The following is a 21,995-nucleotide window of genomic DNA, read 5'->3' on the forward strand; positions in this document are numbered from 1 at the left end:
GGGCATGTCCGAGCCAGTCGTCGACGTCCACTCGCCCGCCGCCGAGCAGGCGGCCGAGATCGCGACCGCGCGCAAGGACATCCTCCGGATCGCCACCGCCGGCTCGGTCGACGACGGCAAGAGCACGCTCATCGGCCGGCTGCTCTACGACAGCAAGGCCGTCTTCGAGGACCAGTACGAGGCGATCGAGCGGGCCAGCAAGGGCGACTACGTCGACCTGGCGCTGCTCACCGACGGCCTGCGCGCCGAGCGCGAGCAGGGCATCACCATCGACGTCGCCTACCGGTACTTCTCCACCCCGCGGCGGACGTTCATCCTCGCCGACACGCCCGGCCACGTGCAGTACACCCGCAACATGGTCACCGGCGCCTCCACCGCCGACCTGGCGATCGTGCTGGTCGACGCGCGCAAGGGGATGCTCGAGCAGAGCCGGCGGCACGCCTTCCTGGCCTCGCTGCTGCGGGTGCCGCACCTGGTGGTCGCGGTGAACAAGATGGACCTCGTCGACTGGTCGCAGGAGACCTTCGAGGCCATCGCCGACGAGTTCAGCGCCTTCGCCGCCCGCCTCGACGTCCCCGACCTGACCGTCGTCCCGATCTCGGCGCTGCACGGCGACAACGTGGTCACCCGCTCCGACCGCGCGCCCTGGTACCAGGGGCCCTCGCTGCTGCACCACCTCGAGCACGTGCACGTGGCCAGCGACCGCAACCTCGTCGACGTCCGGTTCCCGGTGCAGTACGTGGTCCGGCCGCAGTCCGACGCGCACCACGACTACCGCGGCTACGCGGGCACCGTGGCCAGCGGCGTGCTGCGCGTCGGCGACGAGGTGCAGGTGCTGCCCAGCGGCCTGACGACGACGGTCGCGGCGATCGACGGCCCGCGCGGCCCGGTGCAGGAGGCCTTCCCGCCGATGGCGGTGACCCTGCGGCTGGCCGACGACCTCGACGTCTCCCGCGGCGACCTCGTCTGCCGCCCGGCCAACGCGCCCCAGGCCACCCAGGACCTCGACGCGCTGGTCTGCTGGATGGCCGAGGAGCCGCTGCGGCCGCGCCAGCGGCTGGCGGTCAAGCACACGACCCGCTCGGTGCGGGCGGTGGTCAAGGAGCTGGTGTACCGGCTCGACGTCAACACGCTGCACCGCGACCAGGAGGCCGGCGAGCTCGGCCTCAACGACATCGGCCGGGTCCGGCTGCGCACCACCCAGCCGCTGTTCGTCGACGACTACAACCGCAACCGGGTCACCGGCCGGTTCATCCTGGTCGACGAGGCCACGAACGCCACCGTGGCCGCCGGGATGCTCCCGCCGCACCGCGGCTGACGGGAGCACCCCGGCCGGCTCAGGCCGCGGCGGCGGCTCCGCCGGAGGCCCGCTGCAGCGCCCGGCGGGTGAGCAGCCGGGCCAGGTGGCGGCGGTACTCCTGGTCGGCGTGCATGTCCGCGCCCGGGCTGGTGCCCTGGTCGGCCAGCGCCGCCGCCTCCTCGATCGAGGCCCCCCGGGCCAGCGCCTCCTCGGTGGCGGTGGCCCGCACCACCGAGCCGGCCATGTTGGCCAGCGCCACCCGGCCCTCGACGGCGGCCACCGCGACGATCGGCCAGTCGTTGGCCCGGCGGGTGAACTTCTCGTAGGCCCAGCCGGCCGACCCGGTGCGCGGCACCCGGACCTCGACGATCAGCTCGTCGGGCTGCAGCGCCGTCTCGAAGAAGCCCAGCCAGAACTCGGTGATCGGGATCTCGCGGCGCCCGCCCGGGCCCTGCACCACCACGGTGCCGCCCAGTGCGAGCAGCGCCGTCGGCAGGTCCGACGCCGGGTCGCTGTGCGCGACGGTCCCGCCGATGGTGCCCCGGTGCCGCACCTGCGGGTCGCCCACCTGGCTCGCCACGTACGGCAGGATCGGCACCTCGGCCGCGGCGACGGCGTCCCGCTCCAGCTCGTGGTGCCGGGTGCCCGCACCGATGGCGACCTCCTCACCCTCCACCCGCACGTAGGACAGGTCGCGGATGCCGCTGATGTCGATGAGCACCGACGGGACGGCCAGCCGCAGCTTCATGATCGGCAGCAGCGAGTGCCCGCCGGCGAGGACCTTGGCGTCCTCACCGTGCTCGGTGAGCGCGGCCACGGCCTCGTCCACCGACTGCACCCGCACGTAGTCGAACTGCGAGGGGATCACGCCTCGACCTCCTGGACCTGGGGCACCTGGCCGGCGGCCGGCCCGGCCTGGGCGGCGGACCGCACCGCCCGCACGATGTTGTGGTAGCCGGTGCACCGGCAGAGGTTGCCCTCCAGCCCCTCGCGGACCTCGCGGTCGGAGGGGTCGGGGTTGTCGGCCAGCAGGCCCACCGCCGCCATGACCATGCCCGGCGTGCAGAACCCGCACTGCAGGCCGTGCTCCTCGCGGAACGCCCGCTGCACGGGGTGCAGCTCGCCGTCCGGCCCGGCCAGGCCCTCGAGCGTGGTGACCTGCGCGCCGTCGGCCTGGACCGCCAGCACCGTGCAGGACTTCACCGACAGCCCGTCGACGATCACGGTGCACGCGCCGCACGAGGTGGTGTCGCAGCCGATGTTGGTCGCCGTGAGCCCGCGCACCTCCCGCAGGTAGTGCGCCAGCAGCAGCCGCGGTTCGACCTCGTCGGTCCGCTGCTGGCCGTTGACGGTGATCGAGACCTGCATCAGTTGCCTCCCCGTGCCTGCTGGATGGCCCGGAACACCCGCATCGGGGTGGTGGGCATGTCGATGTGCCGGACGCCGAGGTGGGCGACCGCGTCGATGACCGCGTTCTGCACGGCCGGTGTCGCGCCGATCGTCCCGGCCTCGCCGATGCCCTTCGCGCCCAGGGCGTTCATCGGGGTCGGCGTGGCCATCTCGACCAGTTCGAAGGTGGGCAGCTCGGTGGCCGAGACGAACGGGTAGTCGGCCAGCGTCGACGTCGTCGGGTTGCCGTCCTCGTCGTAGAGGACCTCCTCCAGCAGCGCCTGCGCCACGCCCTGGGCGTAGCCGCCGTGCCGTTGCCCCTCGGCCAGCAGCGGGTTGAGGATCGTGCCGGCGTCGTCGACCGCGATCAGCCGGCTCACCTCGGCCTTGCCCGACTCGACGTCGACCTCGGCGACCACCACGTGCGCGCCGAAGGGGAACGTCGGGGCCGCGGCGGTGAACCGGGTCCGCACCAGCAGCGGCTCGTCGCCGGCCAGCTCGGCGAAGCTGACCCCCGTGCCCGGTGTGCCGCGGACGGCGAGCCCGGCCACGCCCAGGTCGACCACGAGGTCCCCGGGGGCGACCTCCAGCCGCTCCGCGGCGCGCTCCCTGGCCAGCTCGACGAGCTCGACGGCGGCCTGGTGCACCGCCGCGCCACCCTGCTGCAGGCTGCGCGAGCCCATCGTGCCGCCGCCCTGCGGGATCAGGTCGGTGTCGCCGTGGATGACGGTGATCTTCTCGATCGGGATGCCGAGCTGGTCGCTGGCGATCATCGCCCACGCCGTGGCGTGCCCCTGGCCGTGCGGCGAGGTGCCGGTGAGCACGGTCGCCGTCCCGTCGGGGTGGACCTCCAGGGAGGCGGCCTCGCCGGTGCCCGCGCCGTTGTCGGCGCCGGTGATCTCGACGTAGACCGACATCCCGATGCCGAGCTGACGGACGTCCCCGCGCTCCCGGCGCCGGGCCTGCTCGGCCCGGAGCTCCGCGTAGCCCGCGGCCTCGAGCGCCTTGTCCAGGGCCGCGGTGTAGTCCCCGGTGTCGTAGGTCGCGCCCATCGGGGTGGTGTGCGGCTCGCTGAACGCCGGCAGCAGGTTCTTCCGGCGGACGTCGGCCGGGTCCATCCCGATCTCGGCGGCGAACCGGTCGATCGCCCGCTCCAGCGCCGCGGTCGCCTCAGGCCGGCCGGCCCCGCGGTAGGCGCCGATCGACGTCGTCGTGGTGGCCAGGGCGCGCGCCTGGGCGTGCACCTTCGGGAAGCCGTAGACGCCGGGCGCCATGAGCATCGTCAGGGTGGGCAGCACCGCGCCGATCCGCGGGTAGGAGCCGCAGTCCTGGTCGAAGACGATGCTGTACGCCTCGATCGTGCCGTCGCGGCGCCCGCCGATGGTCACCACCTGGTCCTGCCCCCGGCCGTGGAGCATGCCGATGAGGTTCTCCGACCGGCTCTCCGACCAGCGCACCGGCCGGCCGACGTGCCTGGCCAGCCACGCGATGAACGCGTACTCGGGGTCGGCGCCGATCTTCGCGCCGAAGCCGCCGCCGACATCGGGGGTGATCAGGTGGATGAGGTCGGGGTCCATCTCCAGCCAGTCGCCGAACTGGCCGCGGGCCTGCTGCGCGCCCTGGTTGGTGCACCAGGCGGTCAGCCGGCCGTCCTCGCTCCAGGCGGCGGCCGCGGCCCGGCCCTCCAGCGGCACCGGCGCCACCCGTTGGTTGACCATCGGCTGGGTGACGACGACCTCGCAGCCGTCGAAGAAGTCCGCCGGCGCCGGCTCGCCGAAGGCGGCCATCACGTTGGTCCCCGCCTCGGGGAACAGCAGCACCTCGTCGGCGGCCGCCGCGGCGGTGCCCACGACCGCGGGCAGCGGCTCGATGTCGACGGCGACCATCTCCGCGGCGTCCTCGCCCTGGTAGCGCTCCTCGGTGAGGACGACGGCGATCGGGTCGCCCACGAAGCGGACCCGGTCCGAGGCCAGCCAGGGGCGGGTCATCGCGGCATTGATGAACGGGAAGGGCGGCGGGATCGGGACGAGGTCCGTCACGTCCTCGGCCGTGACCACGGCGACGACGCCCGGCGCCTCGCGGGCGGCGGAGACGTCGACCGACAGCAGCCGGCCGTGGGCGACGGTCGAGCGCACGAAGGTCGCGTGCAGCGCCCCCGCGAGCCGCTCGTCGGTGAGGTCGTCGGTGTACACCGCGCCGCGGGTGAGGAAGAGGGGGTCCTCCGTCCGCACCACGCGGGTCCCCAAGATGCTCATCCGGCCTCCCTGGTCTGGGGTGTGGTCCGGCTCACTCTGTCAGACCACCCGGCCGTCCCGGCACCGGTGTGGTGGAGTGGCCGCGATGGACCACCGGGACGGGACGACGGCGCCCGCACGCGCGCGCCTCGCCGGGTTCCTGCTCGTGGCGGCCGTGGTCGCGGTGGCGCTCAACCAGCGGCCCGCGGTGGTCGCGCCCGCCCCGCTGCTCGGGGACCTGCGCGCCGACACCGGGCTGTCCGCCGCGGCGGCCGGGCTGCTGACCACCCTGCCCGTCCTCTGCTTCGGCGCCTTCGCACCGCTGGCCCCGCGCCTGGCCCGCCGGATCGGCCTGGAGACCGCCGTCGCGGCGTCCCTGGTGCTCCTGGCGGCGGGGATCGCGCTGCGGCTGCTCCCGCCGGTGGCGCTGCTCTACGCCGGGAGCCTGCTGGCCGGCGCCTCGATCGCGCTGGCCAACGTGCTCCTGCCGGCCTACGTCAAGCGCGAGTTCACCCGCCCCGGCACGGTCATGGGCCTGTACTCGGCGTCGCTCAACGTCGGGGCGGCGGCCGGGGCGGGGCTCACCGTGCCCCTCGGGGCCGCCCTGGGCCTGGGCTGGCGGGGAGCCCTGGCGCTGTGGCTGCTGCTGGCCCTGGCCGCCCTGGCGCTGTGGCTGCCGGTGGCCGGGACGGGCCGCTCCCCGGCCGCCCGGGCGGCCGCCGGTGACCTGCCGCCCGGTGGGGCGTGGGCACTGCTGCGGGTGCCGCTGGCGGTGCAGGTGACGGCGTTCCTCGGGCTGCAGAGCGTGCAGTTCTACGCTGTCGGCGCCTGGCTGCCCACGCTGCTGGCCGACGCGGGGATCCCCGTCGGGGAGGGCGGGCTGATGCTGGCCTTGGCCAACGGCACGGGGGCGGTGGGTGCGCTCGTGCTGCCCGCCGTGGCCGGCCGGACGCGCGGCCAGCGCCCCCTGGTCGCCGTCGTGGTCGTCGCCTACGTGGTCGGCCTGACCGGCCTGACGTTCTCCCCGGGCAGCGGCACGCTGCTGTGGGTGGCGCTCTTCGGCGTGGCGCAGGGCGGCGGCTTCGCGCTGGCGCTGACGCTGGTGGTGCTGCGCAGCGCCGCCCCGCTCACCGCGGCCCGGCTGGGCGGGGTCGCCCAGTGCCTGGGCTACCTGCTGGCCTCGCTGGGGCCGGTCGTGCTGGGCGTGCTGCACGACCTCACCGGCGGGTGGACCTGGCCGTGCGCCCTGCTGCTGGTGCTGGTCGCGCCGATGGCGGTGGTGGGGTGGGGTGCCGCCCGCGACGCCGTCGTCGACCCGTCGCGGGAGCCGGAGCCGGAGCCGGCCGCGGGCCGGTGACCGGCGCCCGCGGCGCCCTGCCCGGCGCGGGCCGGGCAGGACGGCCGCTCAGGCGTCGCCGTCCGGCGGCGCGGGCGCCTGGGCCGGGTCGCCGTCCCAGTCCTTGCCGGCCTGGTAGGCGTGGCCGGAGGCGCTGTCGGTCTGGTCGGCGACGGTCTGCGCCATCTCCTCGTCGCTGAGGCCCTCGCCGGCGCTCTCGGTGTGGCTGGTGGGCTCGCTCATCGCGTCTCCTCCGTCGGGGATCGGTCCCGACAGCCGTCCCCGGAGACCCCTCGGGCGAAACGCGCGCGGGCCGCCGGTGCCTCAGTCGACCGGGGGTCCGACGACGAACCAGACCCGCTTCCCGCCGTCGGCGTCCTCGGCCCCCCAGCGGTCGGCCACGGCCTCGACGATCTGCATGCCCCGGCCGCGGGGCTGGTCGCCGCGCAGCTCCCCCACCACGGGCCGCACCGCCGAGCCGTCGGCCACCGCGATGCGCAGCCAGCCGTCGGAGAGCTCCACCTCCAGCGAGAGCACGGCCTCGCCGCCGACGTGGTCGACGACGTTGGCCACCAGCTCGGTGACCAGCAGGGCGACGTCGCCGTCGTCCTGCGGTGCCTGCCAGGCGCGGACGAGCTCGTGGACGAGGTGGCGGGCCGCCGGGACGCTGCGCGCGGCCGGTGGCAGGTCCATCCGGGCGGTGAGCGTGGACACGGTGAGCAGCCCCCTGACGGGTCGGGGTGCGACCGGCCCGTTGTGCGAGATCTAACGGGACACGACCATCCTCTCCACGACGGTCCAGCGCAACCCCCCTTGCACGCAACGCCTCTCACCCGTCACGGCCGTTGCAGGCAACGGGCGTTCAGAAGTATGGTGCGCAACACGGTCGCGCACGCGGTCGCCGACGCGGAGGAGGAGCGGTGGACGCAGCACCGGTGGCAGAGCCGGTCGAGGACGCCGGGACGGGCGACACCGGGACGGGTCCCCGTCCGGCCGCGGCACCCTCCGGGGAGGACACGGCCGTGCGGGCGCTCGAGGACCTGGTCCGGGAGATCGACCGGTGCGCCGCCGAGCTCCAGAGCGCCCGGGCGCGGGCCGAGTCGCTGCTCGCCGACCGGCGTGCCGGGCACAGCTGGCTGGACATCGTCACCCGCGAGAGCCGCCCGCTGGTGGTCGAGCGGATCACCACGGTGCTCTCCGCCCTCTCCGGCGCCGGCTCCACGTGGCGGCGGGCGCAGGCCCGCGCCCTGCAGGAGGAGCGGGTGAGCATCAACCGCATCGCGGCGATGTTCGGCGTCACCCGCCAGCGGATCTCCGCCCTGCTCCGCGAGGGCTCCCCCGCCGACCCGTCGGACGCCGGCTGACCGACGTCCGCCGCCGGGCCTCCCGGGAGCGGCCGGCTACGCCGTCAGGGCGTCGATGGCCTTGTAGACGCGCTGCTCCGACACCGGCCGCGGCGTGCCCACGGCCTGCGCGAAGAGGCTGACGCGCAGCTCCTCGACCATCCAGCGCACCCGGGCCACCGGGTCGTCGGGCGCCCCGGTGGCGGGCACCTCGCGCCGCAGCTGCTCGTACTCGGCGGTCACCGCGGCCACCTGCTGCATCCACAGCGCGTCCCGCGCCGCGTTGGCCGGCAGCTTCTCCAGCCGGTGCGCCATCGCGCGCAGGTAGCGGACGAGGTCGGGCAGCCGGCGGCGGCCCGCGTCGGCCACGAACCCGCGGTGCAGCAGCCCGCCCATCTGGCGGCGGAGGTCGGCGACGGCCGCCTCGGGCACCCGCCGCCCCGGCGCCGCGCCGATGGCCACGGCGACCTCGCGGGCCTGGGTGAGCACCGCCTCCACCCGCCGGACGGCGTCCTGCGTCAGCGGCAGCAGCTGCTGCCGCGCCGTCGCCACCAGGGCGGTGAACGCGGCCTCGTCGCGTGGCGGGCCGCCGGCGGCCGCGACGAGCTCGTCGGCCGCGGCGTCGACGCAGTCGTCGACCAGCGCGGGGATCTCGCCGTCGGGGTTGAACTGCAGGGCCAGCCGGCTGCGCGGACCGAGCCCCTTGACCACCTGCCGGGCGGGCGAGCCCGCGACGAGCAGGAGCAGCCGGCGCGCGCCGCGCCAGGTGAGCCGGGTGGCCTCGGCCTCACTGGAGACCACCCGGACGCCGGCCGTGGCCCCCTCGTCGACCAGCGCCGGGTACGCCGTGACCACGTGCCCGCCGCGGCGGACCTCGACGGTGCGCGGCAGCTCACCGAGGGTCCACCCGGTCAGGCCGGTGCGCTCGAGGTCGGAGGCCGCCCGGGCCAGGCTCGCCCGGGCCTGCGGTGCGACCTCGGCGCGCAGCGCGGCGAGCTCCTTGCCCTGGGCCAGGGTGCGGTTGCGCTCGTCGACCACCCGGAAGGTCGCCCGCAGGTGGTCGGGCACCTGCTCGGGACGCCAGGCGTCGGGCGGGACGACGACGGCGGCGGCTCGGCGCAGCTCGCGCTCCAGCGCCGGCAGCAGCGGCTCGGTCGGCGCGATGCGCGGCAGCACCTCGCGCACCCGGTCGGGGATGGGCACGAGCGCCCGCCGCAGCTGCTTGGGCAGCGTCCGCAGCAGCGCGGTGACCAGCTCGCCGCGCAGGCCGGGCACGGTGAAGGCCAGCGACTCGCCGGAGGTCTGCTCGGCGACGGTGTCGAGCACCGCCAGCGGGACGTCGACGGTGACGCCGTCGGTCGGGGTGCCCGGCGCGAAGGCGTAGGACAGCGGCAGGGTCAGGCCCTGCGTCAGCGGCACCTCGTCGGGGAAGTCCTCGACGCGGACCTGCCCGGCCGTGGCCGCGTTGGTCAGCATCTCCGGCGTGAACGTGAGCAGGTCGGGCGTCTCCCGCCGCGCCTGCTTCCACCACCGGTCGAAGTGCCGCGTGGAGACGACGTCGGCCGGGATGCGCGCGTCGTAGAGCTCGAAGACCGTCTCGTCGTCGACCCGGATGTCCCGGCGGCGGGCCCGCTCCTCCAGCTCGGCCACCTGCTCCAGCGCCCGCTGGTTGTCGGCCCAGAAGCGGTGGTGCGTCGTCCACTCGCCCTGCACGAGCGCGTGCCGGACGAACAGCTCCCGGGAGACCACCGGGTCGATCGAGCCGTACTGCACCCGGCGCCCCGCGACCAGCGGTAGCCCGTACAGGGTGACCCGCTCGCTGGCGACGACGGAGCCGCGCTTGGCGTCCCACCGCGGCTCGGAGTACTCGCGCCGGACGAGGTGCCCGGCCAGCCGCTCGACGTCCTCGGGGTCGACCCGGGCCACGGTGCGGGCGAACAGCCGGCTGGTCTCCACCAGCTCGGCGGCCACCACCCAGCGCGGCGGCTTCTTCGCCAGCGGGGTGCCGGGGGCGATGACGAAGCGGGCCCCGCGGGCGCCGAGGTACTCGCGGGAACCCCGCCGCCGGGACGCGTCCCTGCCGCCCTTGGCGTCCTCGACCTGCAGGCCCACCTGCGACAGCAGGCCGGAGAGCAGGGCGGTGGTGATGCCGCGCTCGTCGGGCTCGGCGGCCGGCGGGGTGAGCGTCATGCCCAGCCGGCGGGCGGTGCCGCGCAGCTGGCCGTAGAGGTCCTGCCACTCGCGGATGCGCAGGTAGTGCAGGAACTCCCGCTTGATCGTGCGGCGGAACGCGCTGCCCGACAGCGCGTCGGCCTGCTCGGCCAGGTACCGCCAGAGGTTCAGCAGGCCGAGGAAGTCGGAGTGCTCGTCGGCGAAGCGGGCGTGCGCCTGGTCGGCGGCCTGCTGGTGCTCGGCGGGCCGCTCGCGGGGGTCCTGGATGGTCAGGCCCGCGGCGATCACCAGCACCTCGTCGAGCACGCCCCGCCGGTCGGCCTCGACCACCATCCGGCCCAGCCGCGGGTCCAGCGGCAGCTGGGCGAGGGCCCGGCCGGTCGGGGTGAGCCGGCCCCGCTCGTCGAAGGCCCCGAGCTCCTCGAGCAGCGCGCGGCCGTCGGCGACGGCGCGGCGGTCGGGCGGGTCGATGAACGGGAAGTCCTCCACCGCGCCCAGGTCGAGGGCGGCCATCTGCAGCAGCACCGAGGCGAGGCTGGTGCGCAGGATCTCCGGGTCGGTGTACTCCGGGCGGCCGTCGAAGTCGTCGGCGGTGTAGAGCCGGATCGCGATGCCGTCGGCGACCCGGCCGCAGCGGCCCGAGCGCTGCCGCGCCGAGGCCTGGCTGATCGGCTCGATCGGCAGCCGCTGCACCTTGGTCCGCGCGCTGTAGCGGGAGATGCGTGCGGTCCCCGGGTCGACGACGTAGCGGATCCCCGGCACGGTCAGCGACGTCTCGGCGACGTTGGTGGCCAGCACGACCCGCCGCCCGGTGTGCGGCTGGAAGACCCGGTGCTGGTCGGCGGCCGACAGCCGCGAGTACAGGGGCAGCACCTCGACGCCGGGGAAGCGCTCGGTCAGGACGTCGGCGGTGTCGCGGATCTCCCGCTCGCCGGCGAGGAAGACCAGCACGTCGCCGGGCCCCTCGGCCACGAGCTCCTCGACGGCGTCGCCGATGGCGGTGACCTGGTCGCGGTCGGGGTCGGCGTCCGCGTCGTCGGGGTCCACGACGGGCCGGTAGCGCACCTCCACCGGGTACGTGCGGCCGCTGACCTCGACCACCGGGACGTCGGCGCCGTCCACCCCGAAGTGCTTGGCGATCCGGTCGACGTCGATGGTCGCCGAGGTGATGACGACCTTCAGGTCGGGGCGGCGCGGCAGCAGCTGGGCGAGGTAACCCAGCAGGAAGTCGATGGTGAGGCTCCGCTCGTGCGCCTCGTCGACGATGATCGTGTCGTACTGGCGCAGCAGCCGGTCGTGCGCGATCTCGGCGAGCAGCACGCCGTCGGTCATCAGCTTGACCAGCGTCCCGTCGCCGACCTGGTCGGTGAACCGGACCTTCCAGCCGACCGCGCCGCCCAGCGGGGTGTCGAGCTCCTCGGCGATCCGCTCGGCCACCGTGCGGGCGGCGATGCGCCGCGGCTGGGTGTGGCCGATGCGGCCGCGCACCCCCCGGCCGAGCTCGAGGGCGATCTTGGGCAGCTGGGTCGTCTTGCCCGAGCCGGTCTCCCCGGCCACGACGACGACCTGGTGCTCGCGCAGCGCCGCGGCGATGTCGTCGCGGCGCGCACTGACGGGCAGCTGCTCGGGATAGGTGACCGCGGGGACGGCGGCCCGCCGGCGGGCCATGCGCTCCTCGGCGGCGGCGACGTCGGTGGCGAGCTTCGCCAGCGCCCGGTCGCGGGCGGCGTCGTCCCGGGTGCGGCGCAGGGCCTCGAGCCGGCGGCCCAGCCGGTGCCCGTCCTCCAGGGTGAGCCCGGCCAGCCGCGCGCGCAGGTCGTCGGGCGGGGTGCTCACGCGGGTCTCCTCGTCGTTCCGGGACGGCACGGCCGGTCGTCGGTGGGCAGGGGGCCGGTGACCGGGGCGCGGGGATCCCCACCAGGGTCCCACCGCGGTGAGGGAGCCGGGACGTGCGCCGTGCCACTTGCGTGCGACGTACAACTGATTGCTTGCTACGGACAACAGGTTGTACCGTGCACGTGTTCCTCTCCTCCGTCCCCGGAGCTCCCGTGACCTCCTCCCCCGCCCTCCCGGGTGCGGCGCCCCCGTCCGACCGGCTCGCGGAGCTGCGCACCCTGAGCGAGCAGCTGCCGCGCTTCCTGCGCGTCCTGCACGCCCTCAAGGCCCAGGCCACCGAGGGACGGGAGCGCGCCGCGCTGGTCCTGCTGTTCCCGCTGGTCCGTCTCGGTCCGCTGCGGCAGGGCGCCCTCGCCGAGCTGGTGCACGCCGACCCGTCCACGGTCAGCCGGCACGTCGCGGTGCTCATCGAGCACGGGCTGGTGCAGCGCGTGGCCGACGAGACCGACGGCCGGGCCAGCCTGCTGGTCGTCACCGACGCCGGTCACCGGTCCCTCGAGCAGCTCCGCGCCGAGCGCGAGGCCCACCTGGCCCGGGTGACCGCCGACTGGCCCCCGGAGGACGTCCACACCCTCGTCTCGCTGTTCGGTCGCCTCGTCGACGACCTCGCCGCGTCCCTCCCGACCGAGCCCGCCGCCGTGCCGGCCGCCCCGTCCCCCAGAGAGAAGTCATGACCGACTCCACCCGCACCACCACGGCCGAGCGCCGGGACGCCCGCGCCGCGGCCGCCGCGCCCGGAGCGGACGGCGCCTTCACCCACCGGCAGATCCTGACGATCATCGTCGGGCTGATGGTGGCGATGTTCCTCGCGGCCCTCGACCAGACCGTCGTCGCCACCGCCATCCGCACCATCGCCGACGACCTGCAGGGCTACGACCTGCAGGCCTGGGCGACGACGGCCTTCCTGATCACCTCGACGATCAGCACGCCGCTCTACGGCAAGCTCTCCGACATCTACGGCCGGCGGCCCTTCTACCTGTTCGCCATCGGCGTCTTCGTCGTCGGCTCGGTGCTCTGCGGCCTGGCCGACTCCATGTACCAGCTCGCCGCCTTCCGGGCGATCCAGGGCATCGGCGCCGGTGGCCTCATGTCGCTGGCCCTGGCGATCATCGGCGACATCGTGCCGCCGCGGGAGCGCTCCCGGTACCAGGGCTACTTCATGGCCGTCTTCGGCACCTCGAGCGTCCTCGGCCCGGTGATCGGCGGGTTCTTCGCCGGCCAGACCTCGCTGCTGGGCGTCGACGGCTGGCGCTGGATCTTCTACGTCAACGTGCCGCTGGGCATCCTGGCGTTCGCCGCCGTGTTCCGGGTGCTGCACCTGCCGCACCACCGCCAGGACCACCGCATCGACTGGCCCGGCGCGCTCGCCCTGGTCACCTTCATCGTGCCGCTGCTGATCGTCGCCGAGCAGGGCCGGCTGTGGGGCTGGACCTCGGCCCGCGCCCTCGTCTGCTACGGCATCGGCGCCGTCGGCCTCGTGCTGTTCCTGCTGGCCGAGCGGGCGTACGGCCACGAGGCGCTGCTGCCGCTGCGGCTGTTCCGCAACCGCAGCTTCACCATCGCCACCGCGGGCAGCGTCGTGGTCGGCGCCGGCATGTTCGGCGGCCTGCTGCTGCTCCCCCAGTACCTGCAGATCGTGCACGGCTCCAGCGCGACCGTCGCCGGCCTGCAGATGATCCCGCTGGTCCTCGGCATCATGATCGGCGCGATGAGCTCGGGCGTCACCATCTCGAAGACCGGCCGGTACAAGGTCTTCCCGCTGGCCGGCACCGTGCTCATGACCGCGGCGCTGGTGTCGATGTCGTTCGTGGTGGGCGCGGAGACGTCGATCTGGACGCTGGTGCCCTTCATGGTCCTGCTCGGCACCGGCCTGGGCTTCAACTTCCAGCCGGCCGTCCTGGCGGTGCAGAACGCCGTCGCGCCGGGCGAGATGGGCGTGGCCACCTCGTCGGTCACCTTCTTCCGCCAGATGGGCGCCACGATCGGCACCGCCGCGTTCCTGTCCGTGCTGTTCAGCCGGCTGCCGGTGGAGATCGAGGGTGCGCTGACCGCCTCCACCGACCCCCGGGTGCAGCAGGCGCTGCAGAGCGGCCAGCTGCAGGGCGGCGGGGACCTGTCGGACACCTCGTTCATCCAGGACCTGCCGTCGTTCCTGGCACTGCCCTTCAAGACGGGCTTCTCGAACGCGATCGACCTGGTGTTCCTCATCGCGGCGTGCGCCGCGGCGCTGGGCTTCCTGGTCTTCCTGTTCCTGCCGCAGCTCGCACTCAGCGACAAGTCCGGCATCCAGGCCGCGCGCGAGGCGGCGGCCCGGACCGCCGGGGCGGCCGACCCCGACGACGCCGGTGAGCAGGTGGCGCAGGCCGCGGGCGCGGCGGCCCCGACGTCGACCGCGCCGCCCACCGGCCGCCCCGGGAACGCCCACGTCGGCGGTGTCCACCGGCGGCCCACCGGCCGGCACGGTGCCGTCGAGGGGGCGCCGACCGGTCTGGCGTCCATCCCCGGCGACCACCTGGACGGCGGCGCGGCCCGGCCGCGAGGCTGAGCGCCGCACGACGACGGAGGCCGCCCTGCGCAGGACGGCGGACGGGGCGCGGGGCCGGAGGCTCCCGGCCGGGACGGCGTGGCAGGGCTCAGCGCAGGTCGGGGACAGCACCTGGCCGCGGTGGAGGCCGGTAGGCCGACAGAGTCAGGGCACGAAGACCGCGCGCACGCAGCCGTCCTGCTTCTCCTTGAACAGCTCGTAGCCGCGCGGTGCGTCCTCCAGCGGCATCACGTGCGTGGCGAGGTGCTCGGTGACCAGCTCGCCGCGCTCCATCCACTCCAGCAGGCGCGGGATGTAGCGCGGCCCGTGCACCTGGGCGCCGCGCAGCGTGAGCCCCTTGTTCATCACCGCGCCGAGCGGGAACTTGTCGACCATCGCGGCGAAGACCCCGAGGGTGAACACGCTGCCGCTCTTGCGGCAGGCCATGACCGCCTCGCGGACCGCCGTCGGCCGGTCGGTCTGCAGCCGCAGCTGCTGCTTGACCTGGTCGTAGACCCCCTGCGGGCCGGGGCTGTGCGCCTCCATGCCCACGGCCTCGATGCAGACGTCGGGCCCGCGGCCGCCGGTGCGCTCCCGCAGCTCCGCCGCAACGTCTGTGGTCGAGTAGTCGATCGTCTCCGCACCGGCGTGCGTGCGGGCCTGCTCCAGCCGCTCGGGCAGCCGGTCGACGACGAACACCCGCTCCGCGCCGACCAGGGCCGAGATCCGGGCGACCATCTGCCCGACCGCGCCGGCCCCCCACACCGCCACGGTGTCGCCGGGCTGCACCCCGCCCAGGTCGACGCCGGTGAAGGCGGTGGAGGCGGCGTCGGAGGCGAACAGGGCCCGGTCGTCGGGCACGCCGTCCGGCACGACGAAGCTGCCGACGTCGGCGAACGGCACCCGCACGTACTCCGCGTGGCTGCCGGCGTACCCGCCGACGGCGTGGGAGTAGCCGACGCAGCCGCCGATCGACTGCCCCCACAGCCCCTCGGTGATGCCGGGGTTCGGGTTGCTGTTGTCGCACAGCGAGTACAGCTCGTGGCGGCAGTACCAGCAGTTCCCGCAGGAGACGAACGAGGCGACGACGACGCGGTCGCCGACCCGGCGGTGGCGCACGCCGCTGCCGACCTCGACGACCTCGCCCATGAACTCGTGGCCGATGACGTCGCCGGCGCGCATGAACGGGATGTAGCCGGAGAGCAGGTGCAGGTCTGACCCGCAGGTGGTCGTCCGGGTGACCCGCAGGATCACGTCGTGGTCGTTGAGCAGCTGCGGCTCCGGGACGTCCTCCACCGACAGCCGGTTCACGCCCGTCCAGGTCAGCGCCCTCACAGCAGGCCCTCCCGCCGGGACGCGGCCACCGCGCCGTCCAGCAGCCGGCCGCCGGGGGTGTCGGGCCGCTCGCCGTGCGGGCGCGGGTCCATCCGGAGCACCTCGCCGACCTCGACCAGCTGCTTGGCCTCGCGCAGCGCCTGCCGCAGCCGGCCGATGTCGTCGTCGGTGGCCGGCCCGCGGAACCGGGCGGCGAGCTCGGTGCCCTTGTCGCCGGGTGCCGGAGTCACCCGCGTCTCGACCCGGTCCCCCAGCGCGGCGAGCGGGGACGGCAGGTCGGCCAGCCGGTCGGGCTCGGCGAGCACCGTGACCGCGCGCCACCGGCGTGCGGCGGTGGCCGGGTCGTCCTTCGCCGACGCCGTGCCGACGCCGGGCAGCCGCACGTGCTGCAGCCGCCCGAGGAGGGCCGCACCCGCGTTGCTGGTCAGCCCCGCGGCGCGGCCGATCACCTGGTCGAGGTCCATGGGGACCGGCTACCCGGGACGCGCCGGTCCTCAACCGGACGGCGCGGTCCGCGGGCCTATCGTGGGCCGGTCGGGCAGCGCGCCCGCCTCTCCCGCCACCGTCGTCCGTGGAGGCCGTCGTGTCCTCGCTCATCCTGTCCCGCCGCGACCTGGAGTTCCTCCTGCACGAGTGGCTGGAGGTCGAGACGCTCACGAAGCGGCCGCGGTTCGCCGAGCACTCCCGCGAGACCTTCGACGCCGTCATGGAGCTCGCCGAGCAGATCGCCACCGAGCACTTCGCGCCGCACAACCGGAAGGCCGACGAGAACGAGCCGCGCTTCGTCGACGGCCGGGTGGAGATGATCCCCGAGGTCGCGCAGGCGCTCGCCGTCTTCCGCGAGTCCGGGATCATGGCCGGCACCTTCGACGAGGAGTACGGCGGCATGCAGCTGCCGCAGACCGTGGGGCAGGCCGCGTTCGCCTGGTTCAAGGCGGCCAACGTCGGGACGTCGAGCTACCCGTTCCTGACCATGGGCAACGCCCGGCTGCTGCTGGCGCACGGCTCGCAGGAGCAGAAGGACACCTACGTGCGGCCGATGCTCGAGGGCCGCTGGTTCGGGACGATGGCGCTCTCGGAGCCGCAGGCCGGGTCCTCCCTGGCCGACATCACCACCCGCGCCGAGCCCCAGGACGACGGCACCTACCGGCTCACCGGCAACAAGATGTGGATCTCGGCCGGCGACCACGAGCTGACCGAGAACATCGTCCACCTGGTGCTGGCCAAGATCCCCGGCGGTCCGCCCGGGGTGAAGGGCATCTCGCTGTTCGTCGTCCCCAAGGTCCTGGTCACCGACGACGGCTCGCTCGGCGAGCGCAACGACGTGGTGCTGGCCGGGCTCAACCACAAGATGGGCTACCGCGGGACGACGAACACGCTGCTGAACTTCGGCGAGGGCGTGCACCGGCCGGGCGGGCGGGCCGGCGCCGTGGGGTACCTCGTGGGCGAGCCGCACCAGGGGCTCTCCTACATGTTCCACATGATGAACGAGGCCCGGATCGGCGTCGGGATGGGCGCGACCGTGCTCGGCTACACCGGCTACCTGCACGCCCTCGACTACGCCCGCACCCGCACGCAGGGGCGCCCGGCGAGCAACCGGGACGCCTCCTCGCCGATGGCGCGGCTCGTCGACCACCCCGACGTCCGCCGGATGCTGCTCGCCGCCAAGAGCTACGCCCAGGGCGGCCTGGCGCTGGGCCTGTACTGCGCGCGGCTGGTCGACGAGGAGCGGACCGCCGAGACGCAGGAGGAGCGCGAGCGCGCCCACCTGCTGCTGGACACGCTCACGCCGATCGCCAAGGCGTGGCCCTCCCAGTGGGGACCGGTGGCCGACGACCTGGCCATCCAGGTGCACGGCGGCTACGGCTACACCCGCGACTACCCGGTCGAGCAGTTCTACCGCGACAACCGGCTCAACCCCATCCACGAGGGCACCAACGGCATCCAGGCCCTCGACCTGCTGGGCCGCAAGGTCACCCTGCACGGCGGGGCCGGCCTGGCGCTGCTGGCCGAGACGATCACCGCGACGACGGCGCGGGCGGCCGGCACGCCGTTCGCCGACCTCGCCGCCGACGTCGACGCCGCGCTCTCCCGGCTGGTGGCGGTGACCGGCACGCTGTGGGGCACCGGCGACCCGGCACTGGCCCTGGCCAACGCCAGCGCCTACCTCGACGCGGCCGGGCACACCGTCGTCGGCTGGCTGTGGCTGGAGCAGGCACTGGCCACCCGCGACGAGACCAGCGACTTCCACGAGGGCAAGCGCGCCGCCGCGCGGTTCTTCCAGCGCTGGGAGCTGCCGAAGGTGCACACCTGGCTGGACCTGCTGGAGTCGCTGGACCGGACGGTGCTCGACACCCCGGAGGCCCACCTCTGAGGAGACACCGGCGCCCCGCGGCTCCTGCGACAGGAGCGGCGGGGCGCGCCGGGTGCGGGTGGCTCCTCGGGAGCCGGAGGGCGGCCTAGACGGCGCGCGCCCCCACGGGCTCGGCCGCGGCACGCGGGGCCGAGGCCGCCGCCCGCTGCTCGCGCTCGTACCGCGCCGTCGTCGAGGTGCCCATCGCGATCACCAGTCCGGTCAGGACCAGGAAGCCCACGAGAGCGACCACAGGCCACAACACCATCGCTGAACGTCCCCTTGCTGTTCGTTCCCCCGCTGTCGGGACCGTTCCCGCAGCACGTCGTCGGAGACTGTGTCCCCCGCTCGGCGCCCTCTCAATCGTCGTCGCGCGCTGTTCACCTGAGGGGTGGGGTGAGAGTCCTCACCCCGTGGGGACACCGGTGCCGCCGTGGGGTGAGCGGTCGGGGCATGGTGTCATCGGGGCGTGTCCGCCGGTCCGCGAGCCGGGCGAGCCGGCGCCGTGTCGTCGTCCGCCCCGCCGCGTCCTGCGCTGCTCGTCCTCGCCCTGTCACTCGGTGTGACGACGCTGTCGCTGCTGCAGAGCCTGGTGGTGCCGGTGCTCGGGCCGATCGGCGAGCAGCTCGGCGTCTCCCCCGCGGCCGCCGGGTGGGTGCTCACCGCCAATCTGCTCGCCGCCGCCGTCCTGACCCCGGTGCTCGGCCGCCTCGGCGACACCCGCGGCGAGCGGCCGGTGATCGTCGGCATCCTGGCGGCGGTGGCGGTGGGCACCCTGCTGGCCATCGTCACCCACTCGCTGCCGCTGCTGCTGGCGGCCCGGGTGCTGCAGGGCTCCTCCTACGGCCTGTTCCCGCTGTCGATCAGCGTGCTGCGCCGCGAACTGCCGCCCGGGCGGCTCAGCGTGGCGATGTCGGTGGTGAGCAGCACCCTCGGCGTCGGCGGCGTCGTGGGACTGGTCGCCGCCGGCCTGCTCACCGGCGACGGCGGCGACTACCGGCGGCCGTTCTGGATCGGCCTGGGCGTGACCCTGGTGTCGCTGGTCCTCGTCGCGGTCCTGCTGCCGCGCCGCGCACCCACGGCCACCGGCCGGGTCGACTGGCTCGGCGCCGTCGTCCTCGGGATCGGCCTGGTGCTGCTGCTCCTGCCGGTCTCGCAGGGCAACGCGTGGGGCTGGACCTCGCCGGTCACGCTGGGCAGCGCCGCCGGTGCCGTCGTCGTGCTGACCGGGTGGGTGCTGCTGCAGCGGCGGCGCGCCCAGCCGCTGGTGCGCCCGGCGCTGCTCACCGACCCGCGGATGCTGGTGCCCAACCTGGCCGGGCTGACCACCGGCGTCGGGTTGTTCGTCTCCTTCCTCGTGGTCATGCAGTACGTGCAGACACCGCCCGCGGCCGGCTACGGCTTCGGCGCCGGCGTGCTCGAGGCCGCCGTCGTCTACCTGCTGCCGGGCGGCGTGGCCGGCATCCTGCTCGCGCCGGTGGCCGGGACGATCGTCGACCGGCTCGGGGCGCTGCCCACGCTGCTCGCCGGGGCGGCCGCCGGCATCGCCGGGTTCACCGTGTTCGCGGTGGCCCGCGGTGAGCCCTGGCTGGTCGTCACGGCCGGGCTGCTCACCCAGGTGTGGGTGACGGTGGCCTACGCGGCACTGCCGACGCTGGTCGTGCAGGCCGTGCGGCGCAGCGAGACCGGGGTGGCCAACGCGGTCAACTCGATCGCGCGGGCGGTGGGCCAGGCGGCCGGCAGCACGGTCACCGTGGCCCTGCTCGGGGCCGCCCTGGACCCGGCCACGGGGTTCCCCCGCGCCTCGGCGTTCACCGCGGTGGCGCTGCTGGGCCTCGCGGCCGCCGCGGCGGTGGCGCTGGTCAGCGTCGTGGGGATGGTGCAGGCCCGGCGGCGCGGCCCCGGCGAGCCGGACGGCGACGGGGACGGGGACGGCGCCGAGCGGGCGACCGCGTGCGCCGGGGAGTGGTCGCCGGTCTCCGGCATCCGCTGACCGGAGCCGCGACGCGCCCGGGTGATCACCGGGAGCATGGAACGGCGCCGTCCGGGGCACCTCAGGGTCGATCGCGCACCCGCCCAGTCCCGGAGGACGACGATGGCCCGCCCCACCGGCTCCCGTGCCGCCAGCGAGAAGGCGCAGACACGGTTCAGCGGCAACACCACCGGAGACCCGGCGCCGCACGACGACAAGGTGAACTCCACCCGGTTCGACAACGCGCCCCGAGGAACCGACACGAAGACGACGTTCTTCGCCACGGTCAAGCGCACGCTGACGGAGTTCAGCGAGGACAACCTCACCGACTGGGCGGCCTCGCTCACCTACTACGGCGTCCTCGCGCTCTTCCCGGCGCTCATCGCGCTGACCTCGATCATCGGACTGCTGACCACGCCGCAGCAGCTCACCGACGCGCTGACCACCGTCGTCCCCGCCAGCGCCGCGGACACCCTCGGCCCGGTCATCGAGCAGGTCGCCGGCAACCAGAGCACCGCCGGCTTCGGCCTGGTCATCGGTCTCGTCGGCGCCGTGTGGTCGGCGTCGGGCTACGTGGGTGCCTTCACCCGCGCCTCGAACGTCGTCTACGAGACGCCCGAGGGCCGCAAGATCTGGAAGCTCAAGCCGCTGCAGCTGCTGGTCACCCTGATCGGCATCCTGTTCGCCGCCGTCATCGTGGCGATGCTGGTGCTCAGCGGCCCGGTGGTCGAGGCCATCGGCTCGGCGATCAACGTGGGCCCGACCGCGCTGACCGTGTGGAACGTGGTCAAGTGGCCGGTGATCCTGGTGGTCCTGGCGCTGATGATCGCCGTCCTCTACTACTCGACGCCGAACGTGAAGCTGCGCGGTTTCCGGTTCATCAGCCCCGGCGCCGGCGTGGCCATCCTGGTCGCGGTGGTGGCCTCGGCGCTGTTCGCCTTCTACGTGGCCAACTTCGGCAGCTACAACAAGACCTACGGGGCGCTGGCCGGCGTGGTCGTGTTCCTGATCTGGTTCTGGCTGATCAACCTGGCGCTGCTGTTCGGCATCGAGTTCGACGCCGAGAAGGAGCGCACCAAGGAGCTGAAGGACGGCGTGCCGGGGGCGGAGAAGGAGATCCAGCTCGACGCCCGCGCCGAGCCCAAGGCCCGCAAGACGAACTAGCGGCACCGAGCACACGCCAGTGGCCCCCTCCCGACGCGGGAGGGGGCCACTGGCGTGTGGTCAGCGGGCGGTGGGCGGCCCGTCGCCGCGGCGGGCCGGCGCGGTGCGCTCCACCAGGCCGGCGAGCGCGGCCAGCCCGCGGCTGACCACCTGGCCGGCCGGGGCCGCCACCGGCACCTGCCGGACAACGGTGTCGACGAGGTCGCGGCCACGGTCGAGCAGCGACAGCGGCAGGCCCGACAGCGCGTTGCCCGGCGGCCGGCGGGACACCGTCGGGTGCGGGCGGGTCGGCGCGACCCGGCGCACCACCTCCCACCGGCGGCCCAGCCGGCGCAGCCCCGCGTCGTCCACCCGTTCCAGCAGGTGGGGGAACAGCACGTCCTCCTCGTCGCGGACGTCCTCGCGCAGCACCTCGACCAGCCGCGCGAGCCGGGCCGGCCGCTCCGGGTGGTCGGGGCCGCCCTCCTCGAGCGCGGCGACGAGCTCGTTGACCTCCTGGTGCTCGGTCTCGATCCGCCGGGTGAGCGCGTCGCCGTCGGGCAGCACGCGGCGGAACACCGGCCAGAGCACGGTCTCCTCGGCGAAGGCATGGCTGAACACCAGCCGGCCGACCCGGGTGAGCACGTCCTCCTGGGCGCGGCCGGTGGTGGCGTCGAGCTCGTGCAGCAGTCGGTCGAGCTCGACGTGGTCGGCGCGCTGGCGCACCAGCACGCTGCCGGGGCCGCCGAGCTCGTCCTCGGTGCGGTCGGCGGTGGATCGGGGCACGGGGGCTCCTCGGGACGGGTGCGGGTGCGACCCGCCGTCCCTGCCCTCGCGGCGCGGTCCGCATGCCGCCACCGGCGCGCCCGGTGTGCGCCCGGTGTCGACGCGGTGCTCCCTCCGGCGGCCGGGAGACCGCCCCGGGTCGACGACGGGCGGGCTCCCGCGCAGGTCACCGGGCCCGCGCCGGGTTGCGCGGGGAGTCCGCGGGTAGGGCG

General features: G+C 74.9%; 18 protein-coding genes. 8 read left to right on the forward strand and 10 right to left on the reverse strand.

Going from position 1 to position 21,995, the window contains the following annotated elements; genetic code table 11:
- Nucleotides 1-4 precede the first annotated feature (4 nt).
- Nucleotides 5-1,318, forward strand: coding sequence for a sulfate adenylyltransferase subunit 1 (locus tag BLQ97_RS03505; protein ID WP_091363193.1), 1,314 nt, complete (start codon nt 5-7; stop codon nt 1,316-1,318).
- Nucleotides 1,319-1,337: 19 nt separating this feature from the next.
- On the opposite strand, the gene BLQ97_RS03510 is transcribed toward BLQ97_RS03505, so the two are convergent.
- From BLQ97_RS03510 to BLQ97_RS03520, 3 genes are read right to left on the reverse strand one after another with little or no spacing between them, the layout of a single operon-like run.
- Nucleotides 1,338-2,168 (reverse strand): FAD binding domain-containing protein, encoded by an 831-nt coding sequence (locus BLQ97_RS03510; RefSeq protein WP_091363194.1) that lies wholly within the window; start codon nt 2,166-2,168, stop codon nt 1,338-1,340.
- Nucleotides 2,165-2,668 carry a (2Fe-2S)-binding protein gene (locus BLQ97_RS03515; protein WP_091363197.1) on the reverse strand — a complete coding sequence of 168 codons (504 nt, stop codon included), beginning with the start codon at nt 2,666-2,668 and terminating at the stop codon, nt 2,165-2,167. The genes BLQ97_RS03510 and BLQ97_RS03515 overlap by 4 nt, the downstream gene beginning before the upstream one ends.
- A complete protein-coding gene (locus tag BLQ97_RS03520; RefSeq protein WP_091363199.1) occupies nt 2,668-4,944 on the reverse strand; it encodes a xanthine dehydrogenase family protein molybdopterin-binding subunit in 2,277 nt (758 codons plus the stop codon). Before BLQ97_RS03520 ends, BLQ97_RS03515 begins: the two co-directional genes overlap by 1 nt.
- 85 nt (nt 4,945-5,029) lie before the next feature.
- On the opposite strand from BLQ97_RS03520, the gene BLQ97_RS03525 reads away from it, so the two are divergent.
- The gene (locus BLQ97_RS03525) at nt 5,030-6,280 is read left to right on the forward strand and encodes a CynX/NimT family MFS transporter (protein WP_091363201.1); all 1,251 of its coding nucleotides are present in this window, start codon (nt 5,030-5,032) and stop codon (nt 6,278-6,280) included.
- Between the two features lie 48 nt (nt 6,281-6,328).
- Here BLQ97_RS03525 and BLQ97_RS23210 read toward each other — a convergent pair whose 3' ends face one another.
- Both BLQ97_RS23210 and BLQ97_RS03530 read right to left on the reverse strand, forming a co-directional pair.
- Nucleotides 6,329-6,502, reverse strand: a complete 174-nt coding sequence (locus BLQ97_RS23210; RefSeq protein ID WP_175471568.1) for a hypothetical protein — start codon at nt 6,500-6,502, stop codon at nt 6,329-6,331.
- An 81-nt stretch (nt 6,503-6,583) separates the two neighbouring features.
- Nucleotides 6,584-6,973 (reverse strand): ATP-binding protein, encoded by a 390-nt coding sequence (locus tag BLQ97_RS03530; protein ID WP_091363203.1) that lies wholly within the window; start codon nt 6,971-6,973, stop codon nt 6,584-6,586.
- 308 nt (nt 6,974-7,281) lie between these two features.
- Here BLQ97_RS03530 and BLQ97_RS03535 point away from each other — a divergent pair, with 308 nt between their 5' ends.
- The gene (locus BLQ97_RS03535) at nt 7,282-7,623 is read left to right on the forward strand and encodes a hypothetical protein (protein WP_091363904.1); all 342 of its coding nucleotides are present in this window, start codon (nt 7,282-7,284) and stop codon (nt 7,621-7,623) included.
- A 36-nt stretch (nt 7,624-7,659) separates the two neighbouring features.
- Here BLQ97_RS03535 and hrpA read toward each other — a convergent pair whose 3' ends face one another.
- Nucleotides 7,660-11,610 carry an ATP-dependent RNA helicase HrpA gene (hrpA, locus tag BLQ97_RS03540; protein ID WP_091363906.1) on the reverse strand — a complete coding sequence of 1,317 codons (3,951 nt, stop codon included), beginning with the start codon at nt 11,608-11,610 and terminating at the stop codon, nt 7,660-7,662.
- Between the two features lie 212 nt (nt 11,611-11,822).
- Here hrpA and BLQ97_RS03545 point away from each other — a divergent pair, with 212 nt between their 5' ends.
- A complete protein-coding gene (locus BLQ97_RS03545; RefSeq protein ID WP_091363205.1) occupies nt 11,823-12,344 on the forward strand; it encodes a MarR family winged helix-turn-helix transcriptional regulator in 522 nt (173 codons plus the stop codon).
- On the forward strand, nt 12,341-14,215 hold the full coding sequence (locus tag BLQ97_RS03550; RefSeq protein WP_091363206.1) for an MDR family MFS transporter: 1,875 nt from the start codon (nt 12,341-12,343) through the stop codon (nt 14,213-14,215). The genes BLQ97_RS03545 and BLQ97_RS03550 overlap by 4 nt, the downstream gene beginning before the upstream one ends.
- A gap of 144 nt (nt 14,216-14,359) precedes the next feature.
- On the opposite strand, the gene BLQ97_RS03555 is transcribed toward BLQ97_RS03550, so the two are convergent.
- A complete protein-coding gene (locus BLQ97_RS03555) occupies nt 14,360-15,529 on the reverse strand; it encodes a zinc-dependent alcohol dehydrogenase (protein ID WP_091363208.1) in 1,170 nt (389 codons plus the stop codon).
- On the reverse strand, nt 15,526-15,993 hold the full coding sequence (locus tag BLQ97_RS03560) for a biotin/lipoyl attachment domain-containing protein (RefSeq protein ID WP_091363209.1): 468 nt from the start codon (nt 15,991-15,993) through the stop codon (nt 15,526-15,528). Before BLQ97_RS03560 ends, BLQ97_RS03555 begins: the two co-directional genes overlap by 4 nt.
- Nucleotides 15,994-16,112: 119 nt before the next feature.
- Here BLQ97_RS03560 and BLQ97_RS03565 point away from each other — a divergent pair, with 119 nt between their 5' ends.
- Nucleotides 16,113-17,903 carry an acyl-CoA dehydrogenase gene (locus BLQ97_RS03565; RefSeq protein WP_091363211.1) on the forward strand — a complete coding sequence of 597 codons (1,791 nt, stop codon included), beginning with the start codon at nt 16,113-16,115 and terminating at the stop codon, nt 17,901-17,903.
- Between the two features lie 85 nt (nt 17,904-17,988).
- Here the strand turns inward: BLQ97_RS03565 and BLQ97_RS24130 are convergent, their stop codons facing one another.
- Complete coding sequence (locus BLQ97_RS24130) at nt 17,989-18,123, reverse strand: hypothetical protein (RefSeq protein ID WP_281181359.1); 135 nt, start codon at nt 18,121-18,123, stop codon at nt 17,989-17,991.
- Nucleotides 18,124-18,387: 264 nt separating this feature from the next.
- Here BLQ97_RS24130 and BLQ97_RS03570 point away from each other — a divergent pair, with 264 nt between their 5' ends.
- On the forward strand, nt 18,388-19,875 hold the full coding sequence (locus tag BLQ97_RS03570; protein WP_175471569.1) for an MFS transporter: 1,488 nt from the start codon (nt 18,388-18,390) through the stop codon (nt 19,873-19,875).
- 102 nt (nt 19,876-19,977) lie between these two features.
- Nucleotides 19,978-21,018 carry a YihY/virulence factor BrkB family protein gene (locus tag BLQ97_RS03575; protein WP_091363214.1) on the forward strand — a complete coding sequence of 347 codons (1,041 nt, stop codon included), beginning with the start codon at nt 19,978-19,980 and terminating at the stop codon, nt 21,016-21,018.
- Between the two features lie 60 nt (nt 21,019-21,078).
- Here BLQ97_RS03575 and BLQ97_RS03580 read toward each other — a convergent pair whose 3' ends face one another.
- Nucleotides 21,079-21,783, reverse strand: coding sequence for a hemerythrin domain-containing protein (locus BLQ97_RS03580; RefSeq protein ID WP_091363216.1), 705 nt, complete (start codon nt 21,781-21,783; stop codon nt 21,079-21,081).
- Nucleotides 21,784-21,995: the final 212 nt, after the last annotated feature.

This window comes from Geodermatophilus telluris, from assembly GCF_900102745.1.
GTDB classification, from domain to species: domain Bacteria; phylum Actinomycetota; class Actinomycetes; order Mycobacteriales; family Geodermatophilaceae; genus Geodermatophilus; species Geodermatophilus telluris.

Bases quoted from the DNA above. Each gene is read 5' to 3' on its own strand.
- BLQ97_RS03505 (WP_091363193.1), top strand. From the start codon at position 5: ATGTCCGAGCCAGTCGTCGACGTCCACTCGCCCGCCGCCGAGCAGGCG.
- BLQ97_RS03560 (WP_091363209.1), bottom strand. From the start codon at position 15,993: ATGGACCTCGACCAGGTGATCGGCCGCGCCGCGGGGCTGACCAGCAAC.
- BLQ97_RS03520 (WP_091363199.1), bottom strand. From the start codon at position 4,944: ATGAGCATCTTGGGGACCCGCGTGGTGCGGACGGAGGACCCCCTCTTC.
- BLQ97_RS03575 (WP_091363214.1), top strand. From the start codon at position 19,978: ATGGCCCGCCCCACCGGCTCCCGTGCCGCCAGCGAGAAGGCGCAGACA.
- BLQ97_RS03515 (WP_091363197.1), bottom strand. From the start codon at position 2,668: ATGCAGGTCTCGATCACCGTCAACGGCCAGCAGCGGACCGACGAGGTC.
- BLQ97_RS03550 (WP_091363206.1), top strand. From the start codon at position 12,341: ATGACCGACTCCACCCGCACCACCACGGCCGAGCGCCGGGACGCCCGC.
- BLQ97_RS03525 (WP_091363201.1), top strand. From the start codon at position 5,030: ATGGACCACCGGGACGGGACGACGGCGCCCGCACGCGCGCGCCTCGCC.
- BLQ97_RS23210 (WP_175471568.1), bottom strand. From the start codon at position 6,502: ATGAGCGAGCCCACCAGCCACACCGAGAGCGCCGGCGAGGGCCTCAGC.